This window comes from Enterobacter vonholyi (assembly GCF_008364555.1).
In the GTDB taxonomy this organism is placed as follows: domain Bacteria; phylum Pseudomonadota; class Gammaproteobacteria; order Enterobacterales; family Enterobacteriaceae; genus Enterobacter; species Enterobacter vonholyi.
The window spans coordinates 209,813-229,656 of record NZ_VTUC01000002.1; the positions used below are offsets into that span (position 1 = coordinate 209,813).

General features: G+C 55.8%; 14 protein-coding genes and 1 pseudogene. 14 read left to right on the plus strand and 1 reads right to left on the minus strand.

The genetic code is table 11. The features are described from left to right. Nucleotides 1-103: 103 nt before the first annotated feature. The 10 genes from cmk to F0319_RS03265 all read left to right on the plus strand — a co-directional run bounded on the left by cmk (nucleotide 104) and on the right by F0319_RS03265 (nucleotide 11,549). Nucleotides 104-787: a (d)CMP kinase gene (gene cmk, locus F0319_RS03220; protein WP_024907794.1), complete on the plus strand. Its 684-nt coding sequence runs from the start codon at nucleotides 104-106 to the stop codon at nucleotides 785-787. Between the two features lie 111 nt (nucleotides 788-898). Then, complete coding sequence (gene rpsA / locus F0319_RS03225; protein WP_008499966.1) at nucleotides 899-2,572, plus strand: 30S ribosomal protein S1; 1,674 nt, start codon at nucleotides 899-901, stop codon at nucleotides 2,570-2,572. A gap of 170 nt (nucleotides 2,573-2,742) precedes the next feature. Beyond that, on the plus strand, nucleotides 2,743-3,030 hold the full coding sequence (ihfB, locus tag F0319_RS03230) for an integration host factor subunit beta (protein ID WP_008499965.1): 288 nt from the start codon (nucleotides 2,743-2,745) through the stop codon (nucleotides 3,028-3,030). 214 nt (nucleotides 3,031-3,244) lie between these two features. Next, a complete protein-coding gene (locus F0319_RS03235; protein WP_149366268.1) occupies nucleotides 3,245-5,509 on the plus strand; it encodes a ComEC family protein in 2,265 nt (754 codons plus the stop codon). A 36-nt stretch (nucleotides 5,510-5,545) separates the two neighbouring features. Beyond that, nucleotides 5,546-7,294, plus strand: a complete 1,749-nt coding sequence (msbA, locus tag F0319_RS03240) for a lipid A ABC transporter ATP-binding protein/permease MsbA (RefSeq protein ID WP_111964565.1) — start codon at nucleotides 5,546-5,548, stop codon at nucleotides 7,292-7,294. After that, entirely contained in the window at nucleotides 7,291-8,268 is a 978-nt protein-coding gene (gene lpxK / locus F0319_RS03245; RefSeq protein WP_149366269.1) for a tetraacyldisaccharide 4'-kinase, read from the plus strand. Before msbA ends, lpxK begins: the two co-directional genes overlap by 4 nt. Nucleotides 8,269-8,312: 44 nt before the next feature. Next, nucleotides 8,313-9,542 (plus strand): winged helix-turn-helix domain-containing protein, encoded by a 1,230-nt coding sequence (locus F0319_RS03250; protein ID WP_149366270.1) that lies wholly within the window; start codon nucleotides 8,313-8,315, stop codon nucleotides 9,540-9,542. 45 nt (nucleotides 9,543-9,587) lie between these two features. Then, complete coding sequence (ycaR, locus tag F0319_RS03255; RefSeq protein WP_006174474.1) at nucleotides 9,588-9,770, plus strand: protein YcaR; 183 nt, start codon at nucleotides 9,588-9,590, stop codon at nucleotides 9,768-9,770. Further along, the gene (kdsB, locus tag F0319_RS03260; RefSeq protein ID WP_008499959.1) at nucleotides 9,767-10,513 is read left to right on the plus strand and encodes a 3-deoxy-manno-octulosonate cytidylyltransferase; all 747 of its coding nucleotides are present in this window, start codon (nucleotides 9,767-9,769) and stop codon (nucleotides 10,511-10,513) included. The genes ycaR and kdsB overlap by 4 nt, the downstream gene beginning before the upstream one ends. Before the next feature lie 142 nt (nucleotides 10,514-10,655). Next, nucleotides 10,656-11,549 (plus strand): YcbJ family phosphotransferase, encoded by an 894-nt coding sequence (locus F0319_RS03265; protein ID WP_149366271.1) that lies wholly within the window; start codon nucleotides 10,656-10,658, stop codon nucleotides 11,547-11,549. On the opposite strand, the gene elyC is transcribed toward F0319_RS03265, so the two are convergent. Continuing rightward, nucleotides 11,526-12,305, minus strand: coding sequence for an envelope biogenesis factor ElyC (gene elyC / locus F0319_RS03270; protein ID WP_149366272.1), 780 nt, complete (start codon nucleotides 12,303-12,305; stop codon nucleotides 11,526-11,528). The two genes, F0319_RS03265 and elyC, sit on opposite strands and share 24 nt — an antisense overlap. Nucleotides 12,306-12,429: 124 nt before the next feature. Here elyC and cmoM point away from each other — a divergent pair. The 4 genes and pseudogenes from cmoM to mukB all read left to right on the plus strand — a co-directional run bounded on the left by cmoM (nucleotide 12,430) and on the right by mukB (nucleotide 19,671). Then, nucleotides 12,430-13,220: pseudogene (gene cmoM / locus F0319_RS03275) on the plus strand (tRNA uridine 5-oxyacetic acid(34) methyltransferase CmoM). Continuing rightward, the gene (gene mukF / locus F0319_RS03280; protein WP_041910621.1) at nucleotides 13,213-14,535 is read left to right on the plus strand and encodes a chromosome partition protein MukF; all 1,323 of its coding nucleotides are present in this window, start codon (nucleotides 13,213-13,215) and stop codon (nucleotides 14,533-14,535) included. The pseudogene cmoM and the gene mukF overlap by 8 nt, the downstream one beginning before the upstream one ends. Next, nucleotides 14,516-15,220 (plus strand): chromosome partition protein MukE, encoded by a 705-nt coding sequence (gene mukE / locus F0319_RS03285; protein WP_008499954.1) that lies wholly within the window; start codon nucleotides 14,516-14,518, stop codon nucleotides 15,218-15,220. The genes mukF and mukE overlap by 20 nt, the downstream gene beginning before the upstream one ends. Then, nucleotides 15,220-19,671 (plus strand): chromosome partition protein MukB, encoded by a 4,452-nt coding sequence (gene mukB / locus F0319_RS03290; protein ID WP_149366274.1) that lies wholly within the window; start codon nucleotides 15,220-15,222, stop codon nucleotides 19,669-19,671. The genes mukE and mukB overlap by 1 nt, the downstream gene beginning before the upstream one ends. The last annotated feature ends 173 nt before the right edge of the window (nucleotides 19,672-19,844 follow it).

Sequence of the window (19,844 nt, forward strand, 5' to 3'; positions counted from 1 at the left end):
TCAATCAATCCGTAATTTGCACGCAAAGGTAACAGTTGCGCACGTTGACGCGTATAATGCGCGGCGTTCATGTAAACGGTATGCCTTATTTAAGGAGAAAAAGATGACGGCAATTGCCCCGGTAATCACCATTGATGGGCCGAGTGGCGCAGGGAAAGGGACTCTGTGCAAAGCGATGGCGGAAGCATTGCAATGGCATCTTTTAGATTCGGGAGCAATCTATCGCGTGCTGGCTCTGGCTGCGCTACATCATCACGTGGACGTGGCGTCAGAAGAAGCGCTGGTTCCGCTGGCCGCGCATCTTGATGTGCGTTTCGTGTCGACCGATGGCAACCTGGAAGTGATCCTTGAAGGGGAAGACGTGAGCGGGGAAATCCGTACTCAGGAAGTGGCGAATGCGGCCTCTCAGGTAGCGGCCTTCCCGCGCGTTCGTGAGGCGTTGTTACGTCGTCAGCGCGCGTTTCGTGAAGCCCCGGGTTTGATCGCGGACGGACGCGATATGGGAACCGTGGTATTCCCTGATGCACCTGTGAAAATTTTCCTTGACGCCTCTTCAGAAGAACGCGCTCAGCGCCGCATGCTTCAGTTGCAGGAAAAGGGGTTTAGTGTTAACTTTGATCGCCTTTTATCCGAGATAAAAGAGCGCGATGACCGCGATCGTAACCGCGCCGTCGCTCCACTTGTTCCAGCAGAAGATGCATTAGTTCTGGATTCAACCAGTTTAACTATTGAGCAAGTGATTGAAAAAGCGCTACAATATGCGCGCCAAAAACTGGCACTCGCGTAATCGCGACCGATTTAGCAGTACCCCCGCTGCAATGGATTGACGGCGGGTATGTGAAACAACCCCATCCGGCACGGAGCCAGGTGGACGTTAATATTAACCTGAAGATTAAACATGACTGAATCTTTTGCTCAACTGTTTGAAGAATCCTTAAAAGAAATCGAAACCCGCCCGGGTTCCATCGTTCGCGGTGTTGTTGTTGCTATCGACAAAGACGTAGTACTGGTTGACGCCGGTCTGAAATCTGAGTCCGCCATTCCGGCAGAGCAGTTCAAAAACGCCCAGGGCGAGCTGGAAATCCAGGTTGGCGACGAAGTTGACGTTGCTCTGGACGCAGTAGAAGACGGCTTCGGTGAAACCCTGCTTTCTCGTGAGAAAGCGAAACGTCACGAAGCTTGGATCACGCTGGAAAAAGCTTACGAAGAAGCTGAAACTGTGGTCGGTGTTATCAACGGCAAAGTTAAAGGTGGCTTCACTGTTGAGCTGAATGGTATTCGTGCGTTCCTGCCAGGTTCTCTGGTAGACGTTCGTCCAGTCCGTGACACCCTGCACCTGGAAGGCAAAGAGCTTGAGTTCAAAGTAATCAAGCTGGACCAGAAGCGTAACAACGTTGTTGTTTCCCGTCGTGCCGTTATCGAATCTGAAAACAGCGCAGAACGCGATCAGCTGCTGGAAAACCTGCAGGAAGGCATGGAAGTCAAAGGTATCGTTAAGAACCTCACTGACTACGGCGCATTCGTTGACCTGGGCGGCGTTGATGGCCTGCTGCACATCACCGACATGGCGTGGAAACGCGTTAAGCACCCAAGCGAAATCGTGAACGTGGGCGACGAAATCACTGTTAAAGTGCTGAAGTTCGACCGCGAGCGTACTCGTGTATCCCTCGGCCTGAAACAGCTGGGCGAAGATCCATGGGTAGCTATCGCTAAGCGTTACCCAGAAGGTACTAAACTGACTGGTCGCGTAACCAACCTGACTGACTACGGCTGCTTCGTTGAAATCGAAGAAGGCGTTGAAGGTCTGGTGCACGTTTCCGAAATGGACTGGACCAACAAAAACATCCACCCATCCAAAGTTGTTAACGTTGGTGATGTAGTGGAAGTAATGGTTCTGGATATCGACGAAGAACGTCGTCGTATCTCCCTGGGCCTGAAACAGTGCAAAAACAACCCATGGCAGCAGTTCGCGGAAACCCACAACAAGGGCGACCGTGTTGAAGGTAAAATCAAGTCTATCACTGACTTCGGTATCTTCATCGGCCTGGACGGCGGCATCGATGGCCTGGTTCACCTGTCTGACATCTCCTGGAACGTTGCAGGCGAAGAAGCAGTTCGTGAATACAAAAAAGGCGACGAAATCGCTGCAGTTGTTCTGCAGGTTGACGCAGAGCGTGAGCGTATCTCCCTGGGCGTTAAACAGCTCGCAGAAGATCCGTTCAACAACTGGGTTGCACTGAACAAGAAAGGCGCAATCGTAAACGGTAAAGTAACTGCTGTTGACGCTAAAGGCGCAACCGTAGAACTGGCTGACGGCGTTGAGGGTTACCTGCGCGCTTCTGAAGCTTCCCGTGACCGCGTTGAAGATGCCACTCTGGTTCTGAACGTAGGCGACGACGTTGAAGCTAAGTTCACCGGTGTTGACCGTAAGAACCGTGCAATCAGCCTGTCTGTTCGTGCTAAAGACGAAGCTGATGAGAAAGATGCAATCGCAACTGTTAACAAACAGGAAGATGCAAACTTCTCTAACAACGCAATGGCTGAAGCTTTCAAAGCAGCTAAAGGCGAGTAATATCAGGTTCTCAGCATCATTTGAGCTGTAACGCATTTACAGCGTGAAGGATGAGGAGCAAACTTGACAGATTGCAGGATTCGTCCTGTAATCAATAACAAAGGGCGGCTACGGCCGCCCTTGTTTAATGAGCTGTTCAGCTAATTGGTTTGAAAGGAACCGGAGGAATCATGACCAAGTCAGAATTGATTGAAAGACTTGCCAGTCAGCAACCGCATATCCCTGCCAAGGCAGTGGAAGATGCCGTAAAAGAGATGCTGGAGCATATGGCCTCCACTCTTGCCCAGGGCGAGCGCATTGAAATCCGCGGTTTCGGTAGTTTTTCTCTGCACTATCGTGCTCCACGTACCGGGCGTAACCCGAAAACTGGCGATAAAGTCGAGCTGGAAGGTAAGTACGTTCCACACTTTAAGCCGGGTAAAGAACTGCGCGATCGCGCCAATATTTACGGTAACTGAGTTTAGCCAGCCGGTTAAACTGGGTTCGAAAGAAAGCACCTGCGGGTGCTTTTTTTGTGTCTGTCGCTTTTATTCTGAAGATGTCCCGCATTTTCAGTTTCGTTTTCTGTAAGCCGATAAAAACAACACAGCGCGCGCTGTAAAACGCATTCTTCTCATCTGACATTTCGCACTGCTTGCATACATACTGCCGCTCTGAAACAGGGAGGTAGCAATGGGAATTCCCACGCTTAGTATCTGCGCCATTCTGGCGATAGCCCCGTTACTCTGGTTACCTGAACTGCCATCACCTTACACCGTGTGGGTCATGGTGGCTGGCGGGATAGTGCTTGCTGCATGGCAAAACCATCGAGTGAAGTATGCTGGTATTACGTTGTTATTTTGTGCGTGGGGCATTCTGGCCGCGCAGGAGAGCGTCTGGCCGATGCAGCATTTAACCACGGGGGCCGTGCAGGCTGAGGTAGAGCTCACATCGACCGACGGCGCTACTTTGCATCAGGGAAACATTCGCAGCATTGATGGCAAGCGCTGGTGGGCTTCAACCGGCGTAACGCTGTATGGCAACTATCTGGCACAGAAAGCGTGTGCCGGTCAGCGCTGGACCATGACGCTCAGGCTCAGGCCTGCCCATGGCGAACTGAACGACGGCGGTTATGATTCTCAGCGCAGCGCCTTTGCCCAACATCAAACGCTGAGTGGGCGCTTCACCCGTGCTGAACTCGTCGATGGGCGCTGCAGCCTGCGAGCGCAATACCTGATGTCACTGCAAAACCGACTTTCTGCTTACCGCTGGGGTGCGGTTATCCTCGGACTTGGGATGGGTGAACGTCTGGATGTTCCCCGTGAAATAAAAGACCTGATGCGTGAAACCGGGACGCTGCATTTGATGGCGATTTCGGGCCTGCATATCGCGCTGGCAGCCTCTCTCGTCTGGTTACTTGCACGTGGACTCCAGTTTTTATTACCCAGCCATCGGGTCCACTGGCAAATGCCTCTCCTGGCTGGGTTATGCTTTGCCGCCTTCTATGCCTGGCTTACCGGTCTGCAACCTCCTGCGCTACGAACGGTCATCGCGCTTTCTGTGCTTGCAATGTTGCGGATCGCTGCCCGCCAATGGTCTCCCTGGCAGGTATGGGGATGCTGTATCGCAGCGATCCTGATAAGCGATCCCTTAGCCGTACTTTCGCAGAGTCTTGCCCTGTCTGCATTTGCCGTCGCCGCGCTGATTTTCTGGTTTCAGTGGCTGCCTCTTCCTGACTGGCAACGGGCCCGACGTATACGGCCGCTGCTGAACCTGCTCTATCTGCAGGTCGGTATGCTGATGCTGCTGATGCCATTACAGGTTCTGATTTTCCATGGCTTCAGCTTCACCTCACTGGTCGCGAATCTCTTTGCCGTTCCTCTGGTGACGTTTGTCTCCGTACCGCTGATCCTGCTCGGCATGCTGCTTCATCTGCTGCCGCTGGAAGCACTGGAAAGCGTTGTCTGGTTTGCAGCCGATAAGTCACTTGCGGGGCTATTCTGGCTCCTCATGCGCCTGCCTGATGGCTGGCAGAGTGTAGATCAACGCTGGCAGTACATGACACTACTGCCCTGGCTTATCATCATTGGCTGGCGTTTTCGTGCCTGGAAAACCCTTCCCGCCGTTTGTTTTGCAGGAAGTGTCTTACTGACATTTCCTCTCTGGAGAACGGAAAAAAGCGAGAGCTGGACTTTGCATATGCTGGATGTGGGGCAGGGGCTGGCAATAGTCATTGAACGGCAGGGGAAGGCCATTCTCTATGATACCGGGCTCGCCTGGCCGGGCGGGGACAGCGGACAGCGGTTACTAATCCCGTGGCTTCGCTGGCATCACCTGCGGCCTGAAGGCGTTATTCTCAGTCATGAGCACCTCGACCATGCGGGAGGTCTCGCATCGTTGCAAAAAGCGTGGCCTGACCTGTGGGTAAGAAGCCCATTGCGCCAGGCGGGGCATCACCCCTGTTTTCGCGGGGAGAGATGGAGATGGCAGGGACTCTCCTTCACCGTACACTGGCCCCCTGAAAATTACCCGGCTCAGGGAAACAACCATTCCTGCGTGGTAAAAATCGACGACGGTGAGCAGAATGTTCTGCTAACAGGAGATATTGAAGCGCAGGCGGAACAGGCTATGCTTAGCCATTACTGGCGTTATCTGACCTCTACCCTCATACAGGTGCCCCATCATGGCAGCATTACTTCTTCTTCCTTGCCGCTGGTACAGCGCGTGGAAGGTAAAATCGCTCTGGATTCAGCGGCCCGCTATAACGCATGGCGATTCCCGTCAGCAAAAGTTGTCCGACGCTATCGAAAAGAGGGGTATATCTGGCACGATACCCCTCATTCTGGACAAATATCGGTGACATTCTCGCAACATCACTGGCAAATCCGGCGCTTGCGAGAGCAATTTTTACCCGTTTGGTATCATCAGTGGTTTGGCGCGCCCGTCGATAACGGGTAGAATATGCGGCTATTTCAACGAATGCTGGTTTTTTGAATGCATAACGACAAAGATCTCTCCACGTGGCAAACCTTCCGCCGTCTCTGGCCGATGATTGCGCCCTTTAAAACAGGCCTGATCGTGGCGGGAGTAGCGTTAATCCTCAACGCAGCCAGCGATACTTTTATGCTATCGCTTCTCAAACCGTTACTGGACGACGGTTTTGGTAAAACGGATCGCTCAGTGCTGCTATGGATGCCTCTGGTGGTTATCGGACTGATGATCTTACGCGGTATCACCAGCTACATCTCCAGCTACTGCATTTCCTGGGTATCCGGGAAAGTGGTGATGACCATGCGCCGTCGCCTGTTCAGCCACATGATGGGCATGCCGGTCTCGTTCTTTGACAAGCAGTCTACCGGGACGCTGCTGTCGCGTATTACATACGACTCCGAGCAGGTTGCCTCCTCGTCCTCAAGCGCACTGATCACCGTTGTGCGTGAGGGCGCGTCAATCATCGGCCTGTTCGTGATGATGTTCTATTACAGCTGGCAGCTGTCGCTCATCCTTATCGTTCTGGCGCCGGTAGTTTCTATTGCCATCCGCGTCGTCTCAAAGCGCTTCCGCAATATTAGTAAGAATATGCAGAACACGATGGGGCAGGTTACCACTAGCGCGGAACAGATGCTGAAAGGGCATAAGGAAGTGTTGATCTTCGGCGGTCAGGAAGTCGAAACAAAACGCTTTGATAAAGTCAGCAACAAAATGCGTCTTCAGGGGATGAAAATGGTCTCAGCCTCTTCCATCTCTGACCCGATTATTCAGCTGATTGCGTCACTGGCGCTGGCATTCGTCCTGTATGCGGCAAGCTTCCCAAGCGTAATGGAGACGCTGACTGCAGGTACCATCACCGTGGTCTTCTCCTCAATGATCGCCCTGATGCGTCCGCTGAAATCCCTGACAAACGTCAACGCCCAGTTCCAGCGTGGGATGGCTGCCTGTCAGACCCTGTTCAGCATTCTGGATTCCGAACAGGAAAAAGATGAAGGTAAGCGCGTCATTGAGCGTGCAAACGGCGACGTTGAGTTTCGCAATGTGACCTTTACCTACCCTGGCCGCGAAACACCGGCCCTGCGTAATATCAACCTGTCCATTCCGGCGGGTAAAACCGTGGCGCTGGTAGGCCGTTCCGGCTCGGGTAAATCGACCATTGCCAGTCTGATCACCCGTTTTTACGATATTAACGAAGGTGAGATCCTGTTAGACGGGCATGACCTGCGGGAGTATACCCTTCAGTCGCTGCGTAACCAGGTTGCTCTGGTTTCTCAGAACGTGCATCTGTTTAACGATACGGTCGCCAACAACATCGCTTACGCGCGCACTGATGAGTACAGCCGCGAGCAGATTGAGAACGCCGCGCGTATGGCCTACGCAATGGACTTTATCAATAAGATGGATAACGGCCTGGATACGATAATCGGTGAAAACGGGGTACTTCTTTCCGGCGGTCAGCGTCAGCGTATCGCCATTGCGCGTGCGCTGTTGCGCGATAGCCCGATTCTGATTCTGGACGAAGCGACCTCTGCGCTGGATACGGAATCAGAACGTGCTATTCAGTCTGCACTGGATGAGCTGCAAAAGAACCGTACCTCGCTGGTGATTGCACACCGTCTGTCGACTATCGAGCAGGCTGACGAAATCGTCGTGGTTGAGGACGGTATCATTGTTGAACGCGGAAGCCATGCTGACCTGCTGGAGCACCGCGGCGTTTACGCCCAGCTTCATAAGATGCAGTTTGGCGAATGATTGCACGCATTTGGTCCGGTGAGAACCCGCTGTGGCTGCTGCTTTTGCCGCTATCCTGGCTATACGGCCTGGTAAGCGGCATTATCCGTCTGCTTTACCGTCTGGGGCTGAAGCGTGCCTGGCGCGCGCCGGTGCCGGTTGTGGTTGTCGGTAATCTTACGGCAGGGGGCAACGGTAAAACGCCGGTGGTGATCTGGCTGGTGGAGCAATTGCAAAAACGCGGCATCCGCCCAGGGGTGGTATCGCGCGGATATGGTGGCAAAGCGGCGCGTTATCCGCTGCTGCTGACGGCGGAAACCACGACAGCCGAAGCGGGTGATGAACCGGTATTGATTTTCCAGCGTACCGGCGCGCCGGTTGCGGTCTCTCCGGTGCGCAGCGACGCCGTTCAGGCACTGCTTGCCGAACAGGCGGTACAAATCATCATCACTGATGATGGCTTGCAGCACTATGCCCTGGCGCGTGATAAAGAGATCGTGGTCATCGACGGTGTTCGCCGTTTCGGTAACGGCTGGTGGCTGCCTGCCGGCCCTATGCGTGAACGTGCTTCGCGACTGAAGTCCGTTGATGCGGTGATTGTGAACGGTGGAGAGGCAAAATCGGGCGAAATCGCGATGCACCTGCAGCCGGGTCTGGCGGTCAACCTGGCGACGGGTGAACGCCGGTCGGTTGCTGAACTACCTTCACCGGTGGCGATGGCGGGAATTGGTCATCCCCCGCGCTTCTTCGCGACGCTGGAACAGTGTGGTGCCCGGCTTGAAAAACGCGTTCCGCTGGCCGACCACCAGGCGCTGGTGGAAGGGCAGGTTGACGCCCTGACTGTGCCCGGACAGTCGCTGATCATGACTGAAAAAGATGCGGTAAAATGCCGTGCCTTTGCGAAAGATAACTGGTGGTATCTGCCGGTTGACGCTGAACTCAGCGGCGAGCAGCCGGAACACTTGCTCCAGGAACTGATTGCGTTGGTGCAGTAAAGGCTTACGCGGTTCCGGTGGCGCTTAGACTGACAGGAAAACGCATGTCATTACCGCAACTCTCGCTTTCAGCCGCACGTCATTTACACCTTGCCGCGCAGGGGCTGCTCAAAAAGCCCCGCCGCCGCGCACAGCCTGCCGATATTCTCTCTACCGTCCAGCGCATGTCGCTGCTTCAAATCGACACCATTAACATTGTGGCCCGTAGCCCTTACCTGGTCCTGTTTAGTCGACTGGGGAATTATCCTTCGCAGTGGCTGGATGAAGCGCTAAGCAAGGGGGAGTTGATGGAGTACTGGGCGCACGAAGCCTGCTTTCTGCCCCGCAGCGATTTTGCCCTGGTTCGTCACCGCATGCTCGCGCCGGAAAAGATGGGCTGGAAATACCGACAGGCGTGGATGCAGGAACATGCGGCTGAAATTGAGCAGCTCATCGCGCATATTCAGGAAAACGGTCCCGTACGTTCCGCCGATTTTGAACACCCGCGCAAAGGCACCAGCGGCTGGTGGGAGTGGAAGCCGCATAAACGTCATCTCGAAGGGCTGTTTACCTCTGGCAAAGTGATGGTGATTGAGCGGCGTAATTTTCAGCGCGTCTACGATCTTACGCCTCGCGTGATGCCGCACTGGGACGACGAGCGTGACCTGCTTACCCAGGAGGCGGCTGAGGCCATCATGCTGGAGAACAGCGCCCGCAGCCTGGGGATTTTCCGCACCCAATGGCTGGCAGACTATTACCGCCTCCGCCAGCCTCCGCTGAAACCTTTGCTGGACATGTGGCAAAGCGAACAGCGCATCATTCCCGTCACGGTGGAAACGCTGGGCGAAATGTGGCTGCATGCGGATCTCCTCCCGCTACTGCCTCAGGCCCTGGAGGGGAAACTTCAGGCAACACACAGTGCGGTGCTGTCGCCTTTCGACCCGGTCGTCTGGGACAGAAAACGCGCCGAGCAGCTGTTCGATTTTAGCTACCGGCTGGAATGTTATACCCCGGCTCCAAAGCGCCAGTACGGCTATTTTGTTTTACCGCTGCTGCACAAGGGGCAACTGGTCGGGCGTATGGATGCCAAAATGCACCGCAAGACCGGAACGCTTGAAATCATTGCGCTTTATCTGCAAGAAGGCGTCAGGGTGACGGCGAGCCTGGAAAAAGGGTTAACGTCCGCCATTAGCGAATTCGCGCGCTGGCAGGGTGCCCGCGACGTGACGCTGGGCCGGGTACCTGATGGATTGTTTACATCCTGTCGAAGTGGCTGGGAAACAGGCACGCCCTGAAAAGGGAATGTGTTAAGCTTTAGCTATTACCCATACGGAGGAACTATGGATCACCGTTTACTTGAAATTATTGCCTGCCCGGTATGCAACGGCAAACTCTACTACAGCCAGGACAAACAGGAGCTCATTTGCAAGCTCGACAGCCTGGCTTTCCCGCTGCGTGACGGCATTCCGGTACTGCTGGAAAATGAAGCCCGTTCCCTGGTAGCAGAAGAGAGCAAACCATGAGTTTTGTTGTCATTATCCCTGCGCGTTATGCCTCAACGCGTCTGCCGGGTAAACCGCTGGTGGATATCAACGGCAAGCCGATGATTGTGCATGTTCTTGAGCGTGCAAGGGAATCCGGTGCCGACCGCGTGATTGTTGCTACCGATCATCCTGACGTCGCCCGTGCGGTTGAGGCAGCAGGCGGTGAGGTATGCATGACCCGCGCCGATCACCAGTCCGGCACCGAACGTCTGGCGGAAGTGGTTGAGAAATGTGGTTTCAGTGATGATACGGTCATCGTAAACGTGCAGGGTGACGAGCCGATGATCCCGGCGGTGATTATCCGTCAGGTGGCCGAAAACCTGGCCCAGCGTCAGGTCGGAATGGCCACGCTGGCGGTACCCATTCACCACGCTGAAGAGGCATTCAATCCGAATGCGGTGAAGGTCGTCATGGATGCGGAAGGCTATGCGCTCTATTTCTCCCGAGCTACGATTCCGTGGGATCGCGATCGCTTTGCGCTTTCTAAAGAGACCATCGGTGATACCTTCCTGCGTCATATTGGCATCTACGGCTATCGCGCCGGCTTTATTCGCCGCTATGTGGCCTGGGCGCCGAGCCCGCTGGAGCATATCGAAATGCTGGAGCAGCTTCGCGTGCTCTGGTACGGCGAGAAAATTCACGTTGCCGTTGCTGAGGAAGTTCCCGGCACGGGCGTAGACACCCCTGAAGATCTTGAGCGCGTTCGAGCCGAATTGCGTTAATCTTACCGGCATCTCTCCGCAGTGAGGGATGCACTCTCCGCTTTATTTTTCACTTTCTTTTTCCTGATTGATCTCTTCCGGGTGACATCTTCATTAAGGACGCTCATTATAAAAGCAGTAGTCTTAATGGGGGTAATCTCATATGGAACAGCTGCGTGCCGAACTTAGCCATCTGCTGGGTGAGAAATTAAGCCGGGTAGAATGCGTGAGTGAAAAGGCCGATACCGCGCTTTGGTCATTGTATGACAGTCAGGGCAACCCAATGCCGCTGATGGCCAGAAGTTTCACCTCGCCGGGAGTAGCCAGGCAGCTTGCATGGAAAATGTCGATGCTGGCGCGGGAGGGGACCGTCCGTATGCCGACGGTGTACGGCGTGATGACCCACGAGGAACACCCCGGCCCGGACGTGCTGCTGATTGAGCGTTTACGCGGTGTGTCCGTTGAAGCGCCTGCGCGCACGCCGGAACGCTGGGAGCAGTTAAAAGACCAGATTGTCGAGGCGCTGCTGGCCTGGCACCGTCAGGATAGCCGCGGGCTTGTTGGTCCGGTCGACAGCACTCAGGAAAACCTGTGGCCGCAGTGGTACCGCCAGCGGGTGGAAGTGCTCTGGGGGACGCTTAACCAGTTCAACAATACCGGTTTAACCATGCAGGACAAACGCATTCTGTTTCGCACCCGCGAGTGCCTACCGGCACTGTTCGACGGTTTTAATGACAACTGCGTTTTGATCCACGGTAATTTCACCCTGCGCAGCATGCTCAAAGATGCCCACAGCGATCAGCTTCTGGCGATGCTCGGGCCGGGGATCATGCTCTGGGCTCCGCGCGAATATGAGCTCTTCAGGCTCAGCGACAGCGGGGCGGCGGAAGGTTTACTGTGGCATTACCTTCAGCGCGCCCCTGTTGCGGAAGCATTTCTCTGGCGGCGCTGGCTGTACCTGCTCTGGGACGAAGTCGCGCAGCTGGTGAACACCGGACGTTTTAATCGCGCAAACTTCGATCTGGCAACAAAATCACTGTTGCCCTGGCTCGCCTGACGATCCTTTCAGCCACTGCCAGAGGCGTCCAAGCGTCTCATAGCCGACGCGGTCGCTATGCATCAGCCACGCCGGGGAGGGGATAGCCCGCTCCCACGGGTTGAGCGGCGCGTCGACGGCCATCTGGTTTGCCGGCGCGGGAAGCGGGTGCAGGCCTTGCTTCTCAAAGAAAATCATCGCGCGCGGCAGGTGTGAGGCGGAGGTCACCAGTAAGAACGGGGCATCGCCAATCGCCTGCTTCACAGCGGCAGCCTCTTCTTCGGTATCTTTTGGGCTGTCGAGAGTGATTATTGAAGAACGCGGTACGCCGAGCGATTCCGCGACCCTGGCGCCCGCTTCAGCCGTGCTCACCGGGTTCGTTTTGGCCGCCGCGCCGGTGAAGATCATTCTTGATCCCGGATTCGCCAGCCAGAGGCGAATACCTTCGTTCAGCCGCGGCAGGCTGTTGTTGATCAGGTTTGAACTGGGGGCCCAGTCAGGATCCCAGGTATATCCGCCGCCCAGCACCACGATATACGCCACTTTCTGATTTCCCTGCCATGTCGGGTACTTGTTTTCGATGGGGCGTAACAGACCATCCGCGACCGGTTGCAGGCTTAACAGCAGCAAGACTAACCAGCCGAGCGTGATAAGCGTTTTGCCACTTTTCTGAAAGCGACTGAACCACACCAGCGCCAGCCCCAGCGCGATGATGATGAGCAGCAGCGGAAGGGGAAGCATCATCCCTCCAATGTATTTCTTAAGGGTAAAAAGCATCCTTTTTGGTTCCTTTTTTGACCATATAGCAGGTGATTACCCGTGATATTACACCAGAGAGGTTCATTCTCCGCGCGGGTGTGACAAAATAGCAGTTTTGCAGTTAGCGGGTGGAACTCTCCCAATGCGGGATCGCAATTTTGATGACATCGCGGAAAAGTTTTCGCGCAACATTTATGGCACCACGAAAGGGCAGCTCCGTCAGACGATCCTCTGGCAGGATCTGGACACCATTCTGGCTACGTTCGGTGGTCAAACGTTGCGCGTGCTGGACGCCGGTGGCGGTGAAGGGCAGACGGCCATAAAAATGGCTGAACGCGGTCATCACGTCACGCTTTGCGATCTTTCTGCTGAAATGGTCGCCCGGGCGACGCGTGCGGCAGAAGAGAAAGGTGTGAGCCACAACATGCATTTTATACAATGCGCCGCTCAGGATATCGCACAGCATTTGGAAACCCAGGTTGATCTGATATTGTTTCATGCGGTGCTGGAGTGGGTTGCCGATCCGCAAAGCGTGTTACAAACCCTGTGGTCGATGTTGCGCCCGGGCGGCACGCTGTCGCTGATGTTCTACAATGCTAACGGCTTTCTGATGCACAACATGGTTGCAGGAAACTTCGACTATGTTCAGGTCGGGATGCCCAAAAAGAAAAAGCGCACGCTTTCCCCGGACTATCCGCGCGATCCACAGCAGGTTTATGGCTGGCTTGAAGCGATTGGCTGGCAGATAGTCGGGAAGACGGGCGTCAGGGTGTTTCATGATTATCTGCGTGAAAAACACAAACAGCGTGACTGTTTTGACACCTTAACAGAATTAGAAACGCGGTATTGCCGTCAGGAGCCTTTTATCAGCCTTGGCCGCTATATTCACGTCACCGCGCACAAGCCGCAGATGCAAGGATAACCTATGAGTGAATTTTCCCAGACAGTCCCCGAACTGGTTGCCTGGGCCAGGAAAAACGATTTCTCCATCTCGCTGCCGGTAGACAGACTCTCTTTCCTGCTGGCGGTTGCCACGCTGAACGGCGAACGGCTGGATGGTGAAATGAGCGAGGGTGAACTGGTGGATGCGTTCCGCCATGTCAGTGATGCGTTTGAGCAAACCAGCGAAACCATTAGCGTGCGTGCCAACAACGCAATCAACGATATGGTGCGTCAACGTCTGCTGAACCGCTTTACCAGCGAGCAGGCGGAAGGAAACGCCATCTATCGTCTGACGCCACTGGGCATCGGCATCACCGATTATTATATCCGCCAGCGTGAATTTTCCACGCTGCGTCTTTCCATGCAGCTCTCGATCGTGGCGGGTGAGCTTAAGCGCGCCGCCGACGCGGCGGATGAAAACGGTGACGAATTCCACTGGCACCGTAACGTCTACGCGCCGCTGAAATATTCGGTGGCCGAGATTTTCGACAGTATCGATCTCACCCAGCGCCTGATGGACGAGCAGCAGCAGCAGGTGAAAGACGATATCGCACAGCTGCTGAATAAAGACTGGCGAGCGGCCATCTCCAGCTGTGAACTTCTGCTGTCAGAAACCTCCGGCACGCTGCGTGAGCTCCAGGATACGCTGGAAGCCGCAGGGGATAAGCTTCAGGCGAACCTTCTGCGCATCCAGGATGCGACCCTGGCGCACGACGATCTGCACTTTATTGACCGTCTGGTGTTCGACCTGCAGAGCAAACTCGACCGTATTATCAGCTGGGGCCAGCAGTCGATCGACCTGTGGATCGGCTATGACCGACACGTGCATAAATTTATCCGTACCGCGATCGATATGGATAAAAACCGCGTCTTTGCTCAGCGTCTGCGTCAGTCGGTACAGACCTATTTCGATGCGCCGTGGGCGTTGACCTACGCCAATGCCGATCGTCTGTTGGATATGCGTGACGAAGAGATGGCGCTGCGCGATGAAGAGGTGACCGGTGAACTGCCGCCGGATCTGGAATACGAAGAATTTAACGAAATTCGCGAGCAGCTTGCGGCGATGATCGAAGAACAGCTCGCGGTCTACAAAACCAGACAAGCTCCGCTGGATCTTGGACTCGTGGTGCGCGACTATCTGGCGCAATATCCTCGTGCGCGCCACTTCGACGTCGCCCGCATTGTGGTAGACCAGGCGGTACGCCTGGGTATCGCGCAAGCAGATTTCACCGGACTGCCGCCGAAGTGGCAGCCAATTAACGATTACGGAGCCAAGGTACAGGCGCATGTCATTGACAAATATTGAACAAGTGATGCCGGTTAAGCTGGCACAGGCGCTGGCGAATCCGTTATTTCCGGCGCTGGACAGCCAGCTGCGTGCCGGTCGTCACATTGGCTTAGACGAGCTGGATAATCACGCCTTTTTGATGGACTTTCAGGAGTACCTGGAAGAGTTTTACGCACGCTACAACGTGGAGCTTATCCGCGCGCCGGAAGGGTTTTTCTACCTGCGCCCGCGCTCCACGACGCTGATTCCGCGTTCCGTGCTCTCCGAGCTGGACATGATGGTCGGCAAAATTCTTTGCTACCTCTACCTCAGCCCGGAACGTCTGGCGAATGAAGGGATCTTCACCCAACAGGAACTTTACGACGAGCTGTTGACGCTGGCAGATGAAAGCAAGCTGCTCAAGCTGGTGAACAACCGTTCCACGGGTTCGGATCTTGACCGTCAGAAATTACAGGAAAAGGTTCGCTCTTCCCTGAACCGTCTGCGTCGTCTGGGGATGGTCTGGTTTATGGGCCACGACAGCAGCAAATTCCGCATTACGGAATCTGTCTTCCGCTTCGGCGCCGACGTGCGTGCGGGCGATGACGCGCGTGAAGCGCAGCTTCGCATGATCCGCGACGGTGAAGCGATGCCGGTGGAAAACCATTTGCAGCTCAATGATGAGCATGAAGAGAATCTGCCGGATAGCGGGGAGGAAGAGTAATGATTGAACGCGGTAAATTTCGCTCACTGACGCTGATTAACTGGAACGGCTTCTTTGCCCGAACGTTCGATCTGGATGAGCTGGTCACGACGCTCTCCGGCGGTAACGGGGCGGGTAAATCCACCACCATGGCGGCCTTTGTCACGGCGCTGATCCCTGACCTGACGCTGCTTCACTTCCGTAACACCACCGAAGCGGGAGCAACAAGCGGCTCCCGTGATAAAGGTCTGCACGGTAAGCTGAAGGCCGGCGTCTGTTATTCGGTTCTGGACGTCATTAACTCCCGCCATCAGCGTGTAGTCGTGGGCGTGCGCCTGCAGCAGGTCGCTGGCCGTGACCGTAAAGTGGATATCAAGCCGTTTGCGATTCAGGGCTTGCCGACCTCCGTGCAGCCGACGGCGCTGCTGACGGAAACCCTGAATGAACGCCAGGCGCGCGTGCTGACGCTGCAGGAGCTGAAGGATAAACTGGAAGCCATTGAAGGCGTCCAGTTCAAGCAGTTCAACTCGATTACCGACTACCACTCGCTCATGTTCGATCTGGGCGTGGTGGCGCGTCGTCTGCGCACCGCATCAGACCGTAGCAAATACTACCGCCTGATCGAAGCGTCTCTGTACGGCGGTATCTCCAGCGCCATTACCCGCTCCCTGCGCGACTACCTGCTGCCGGAAAACAGCGGGGTGCGTAAGGCCTTCCAGGATATGGAAGCGGCGCTGCGTGAAAACCGGATGACGCTGGAAGCGATTCGCGTTACCCAGTCCGATCGTGACCTGTTTAAACACCTGATCAGCGAAGCCACCAACTATGTGGCGGCGGACTACATGCGCCACGCCAACGAGCGCCGCGTGCATCTCGATCAGGCATTAGAATACCGTCGCGAGCTGTTTACCTCCCGTAAACAGCTGGTGGCCGAGCAGTACAAGCACGTCGAAATGGCGCGCGAACTCGGTGAGCACAACGGTGCCGAGGGCGACCTGGAAGCCGACTACCAGGCCGCCAGCGATCACCTGAACCTGGTGCAAACTGCGCTCCGTCAGCAGGAAAAAATCGAGCGCTATGAAGCGGACCTCGACGAGCTGCAGATCCGTCTCGAAGAGCAAAATGAAGTGGTGGCCGAAGCCGCCGACATGCAGGAAGAGAACGAAGCCCGCGCCGAAGCCGCCGAGCTGGAAGTGGATGAGCTGAAAAGCCAGCTTGCCGATTACCAGCAGGCGCTGGACGTGCAGCAGACGCGTGCGATTCAGTACACCCAGGCATTGCAGGCATTGCAGCGCGCGAAAGAGCTGTGCCATCTGCCTGACCTGACGCCGGAAAGCGCCGACGAGTGGCTGGATACCTTCCAGGCCAAAGAGCAGGAAGCCACCGAGAAACTGCTGTCCCTCGAACAAAAAATGAGCGTCGCGCAAACGGCGCACAGCCAGTTTGAGCAGGCTTATCAGTTAGTCGTTGCGATTAACGGCCCGCTGGCGCGTAGCGAAGCCTGGGACGTTGCCCGTGAGCTGCTGCGCGACGGCGTGAACCAGCGCCATCTGGCCGAGCAGGTTCAGCCGCTGCGTATGCGTCTGAACGAGCTGGAGCAGCGCCTGCGCGAGCAGCAGGAAGCCGAGCGTCTGCTGGCGGAATTCTGCAAGCGTCAGGGAAAAAATTACGATTTCGACGAGCTTGAGGCCCTGCATCAGGAGCTGGAAGCGCGTATCGCTGCGCTTTCAGACACGGTCTCCAGCGCCAGCGAACAGCGTATGACTCTGCGTCAGGAGCTGGAGCAGCTTCAGTCCCGTTCGAAGACGCTTCTGGAGCGGGCGCCGGTCTGGCTGGCGGCTCAAAGCAGCCTGAACCAGCTCAGCGAACAGTGCGGCGAGCAGTTCGAATCCAGTCAGGAAGTGACAGAATACCTGCAGCAGCTGCTGGAGCGCGAGCGCGAAGCCATTGTTGAGCGTGATGAAGTGGGCGCGCGCAAGCGTGACGTCGACGAAGAAATTGAACGCTTAAGCCAGCCGGGCGGGTCAGAAGATCCGCGCCTGAATGCACTCGCCGAGCGTTTTGGCGGCGTGCTGCTGTCCGAGATTTATGACGATGTAGGTCTTGATGATGCCCCGTACTTCTCCGCGCTGTACGGTCCATCCCGCAACGCGATAGTGGTCCCGGATCTGTCGCTGATTTCTGAGCAGCTTGCCGGCCTGGAAGATTGTCCGGAAGATCTCTACTTGATCGAAGGGGATCCGCAGTCGTTCGATGACAGCGTATTCAGCGTCGACGAGCTGGAAAAAGCGGTGGTGGTGAAAATCGCCGACCGTCAGTGGCGCTATTCCCGCTTCCCGGAACTGCCGCTGTTTGGCCGCGCCGCGCGCGAAAGCCGCATCGAAAGCCTGCACGCCGAGCGTGAAACGCTGTCTGAACGTTTTGCGACGCTGTCGTTTGACGTGCAGAAAACCCAGCGTCTGCACCAGTCTTTCAGCCGCTTTATCGGCAGCCATCTCGCCGTAGCGTTTGACGCGGATCCGGAAGCCGAAATCCGCAAGCTCAATACCCGCCGTGGCGAGCTTGAACGTGCGATTGCCAGCCATGAAAATGATAACCAGCAGAGTCGCGTTCAGTTTGAACAGGCCAAAGAGGGGGTTGCTGCCCTTAACCGCATTCTGCCGCGCCTGAATCTGCTGGCGGATGACACCCTGGCCGATCGCGTGGACGAGATCCAGGAGCGTCTGGATGAAGCGCAGGAAGCTGCGCGCTTCGTGCAGCAGCACGGCAATCAGCTGGCGAAGCTGGAGCCTGTTGTTTCTGTTCTGCAGAGCGACCCGGAACAGTTTGAGCAGTTAAAAGAAGATTATGCCTGGTCGCAGCAGGTGCAGCGCGAGGCGCGTCAGCAGGCGTTTGCCCTGACGGAGGTGGTGCAGCGTCGCGCCCACTTCGGCTACTCCGATTCGGCGGAAATGCTGAGCGGTAACAGTGACCTGAACGAAAAGCTGCGTCAGCGTCTTGAGCAGGCTGAAGCGGAACGTACTCGCGCCCGCGAAGCAATGCGCAGCCACTCCGCTCAGCTGAACCAGTACAATCAGGTGCTGGCCTCGCTGAAAAGCTCCTTCGACACCAAGAAAGAGCTGTTAAACGATCTGCAGAAAGAGCTTCAGGACATCGGCGTTCGTGCCGATAGCGGGGCAGAAGAGCGCGCGCGTATCCGTCGTGACGAACTGCATTCGCAGCTCAGCAATAACCGTGCGCGTCGTAATCAGCTGGAAAAAGCGCTGACCTTCTGCGAAGCGGAAATGGATAACCTGACCCGTCGCCTTCGCAAGCTGGAACGCGATTATCATGAAATGCGTGAGCAGGTCGTGACCGCCAAGGCGGGCTGGTGCGCGGTGATGCGCATGGTGAAAGACAATAACGTCGAGCGTCGTCTGCACCGTCGCGAGCTGGCATATCTCTCCGCCGATGAGCTGCGTTCCATGTCGGATAAGGCGTTGGGTGCCCTGCGTCTGGCGGTGGCGGATAACGAACACCTGCGCGATGTCCTGCGTATGTCTGAGGATCCGAAACGTCCTGAACGTAAAATCCAGTTCTTCGTGGCGGTTTACCAGCACCTGCGCGAGCGTATTCGCCAGGACATCATCCGTACTGACGATCCGGTCGAAGCCATCGAACAGATGGAAATCGAGCTGGGCCGTCTGACGGAAGAGCTGACCTCCCGCGAGCAGAAGCTGGCAATCAGCTCCCGCAGCGTGGCGAACATTATTCGTAAAACCATTCAGCGCGAGCAGAACCGTATCCGCCAGCTCAACCAGGGGCTGCAGAGCGTGTCGTTTGGTCAGGTGAACAGCGTGCGCCTCAACGTTAACGTGCGTGAAGCGCATGCCACCCTGCTGGAAGTGCTTTCTGAGCAGCATGAGCAGCATCAGGATCTGTTTAACAGTAACCGTCTGACCTTCTCCGAAGCGCTGGCGAAGCTCTATCAGCGCCTGAACCCGCAGATTGATATGGGACAGCGTACGCCGCAAACCATCGGTGAAGAGCTGCTGGACTACCGAAACTATCTGGAAATGGAAGTTGAGGTAAACCGTGGCTCAGACGGCTGGCTGCGTGCGGAATCCGGAGCGCTCTCTACCGGTGAAGCGATCGGTACCGGTATGTCAATTCTGGTGATGGTGGTACAGAGCTGGGAAGACGAAGCGCGCCGCCTGCGCGGCAAAGACATCTCCCCTTGCCGACTGCTGTTCCTTGATGAGGCTGCGCGTCTTGATGCGCGCTCCATTGCCACGCTTTTTGAGCTTTGCGAACGTCTCGATATGCAGCTCATCATTGCGGCACCTGAGAACATCAGTCCCGAAAAAGGGACAACCTACAAGCTGGTGCGTAAAGTGTTCCAGAACAGCGAACACGTTCACGTTGTTGGGCTGCGTGGCTTTGCACCGCAGCCGCCAGAATCATTGCCTGAAACCACGGCGGACGCTTCCTGAAGCGTCTTCTGACCCGAAGCGGCGCCCTGGCGCCGCTTTTTTTTAAACTTAACTTGTGCTTAGGGCTGCGTTATCTTTAAACTTCTTTACATAAGGTAAGGCAACAGCTTAGCCGTCTACCTATAATGAAAGAAAGCCCCAACGTGATGGGCATGTCGTGAAAACAGGGGGCA

Coding starts and splice junctions, on each gene's coding strand:
- cmk (WP_024907794.1), top strand. CDS start 104: ATGACGGCAATTGCCCCGGTAATCACCATTGATGGGCCGAGTGGCGCA.
- rpsA (WP_008499966.1), top strand. CDS start 899: ATGACTGAATCTTTTGCTCAACTGTTTGAAGAATCCTTAAAAGAAATC.
- ihfB (WP_008499965.1), top strand. CDS start 2,743: ATGACCAAGTCAGAATTGATTGAAAGACTTGCCAGTCAGCAACCGCAT.
- F0319_RS03235 (WP_149366268.1), top strand. CDS start 3,245: ATGGGAATTCCCACGCTTAGTATCTGCGCCATTCTGGCGATAGCCCCG.
- msbA (WP_111964565.1), top strand. CDS start 5,546: ATGCATAACGACAAAGATCTCTCCACGTGGCAAACCTTCCGCCGTCTC.
- lpxK (WP_149366269.1), top strand. CDS start 7,291: ATGATTGCACGCATTTGGTCCGGTGAGAACCCGCTGTGGCTGCTGCTT.
- F0319_RS03250 (WP_149366270.1), top strand. CDS start 8,313: ATGTCATTACCGCAACTCTCGCTTTCAGCCGCACGTCATTTACACCTT.
- ycaR (WP_006174474.1), top strand. CDS start 9,588: ATGGATCACCGTTTACTTGAAATTATTGCCTGCCCGGTATGCAACGGC.
- kdsB (WP_008499959.1), top strand. CDS start 9,767: ATGAGTTTTGTTGTCATTATCCCTGCGCGTTATGCCTCAACGCGTCTG.
- F0319_RS03265 (WP_149366271.1), top strand. CDS start 10,656: ATGGAACAGCTGCGTGCCGAACTTAGCCATCTGCTGGGTGAGAAATTA.
- elyC (WP_149366272.1), bottom strand. CDS start 12,305: ATGCTTTTTACCCTTAAGAAATACATTGGAGGGATGATGCTTCCCCTT.
- mukF (WP_041910621.1), top strand. CDS start 13,213: ATGAGTGAATTTTCCCAGACAGTCCCCGAACTGGTTGCCTGGGCCAGG.
- mukE (WP_008499954.1), top strand. CDS start 14,516: ATGTCATTGACAAATATTGAACAAGTGATGCCGGTTAAGCTGGCACAG.
- mukB (WP_149366274.1), top strand. CDS start 15,220: ATGATTGAACGCGGTAAATTTCGCTCACTGACGCTGATTAACTGGAAC.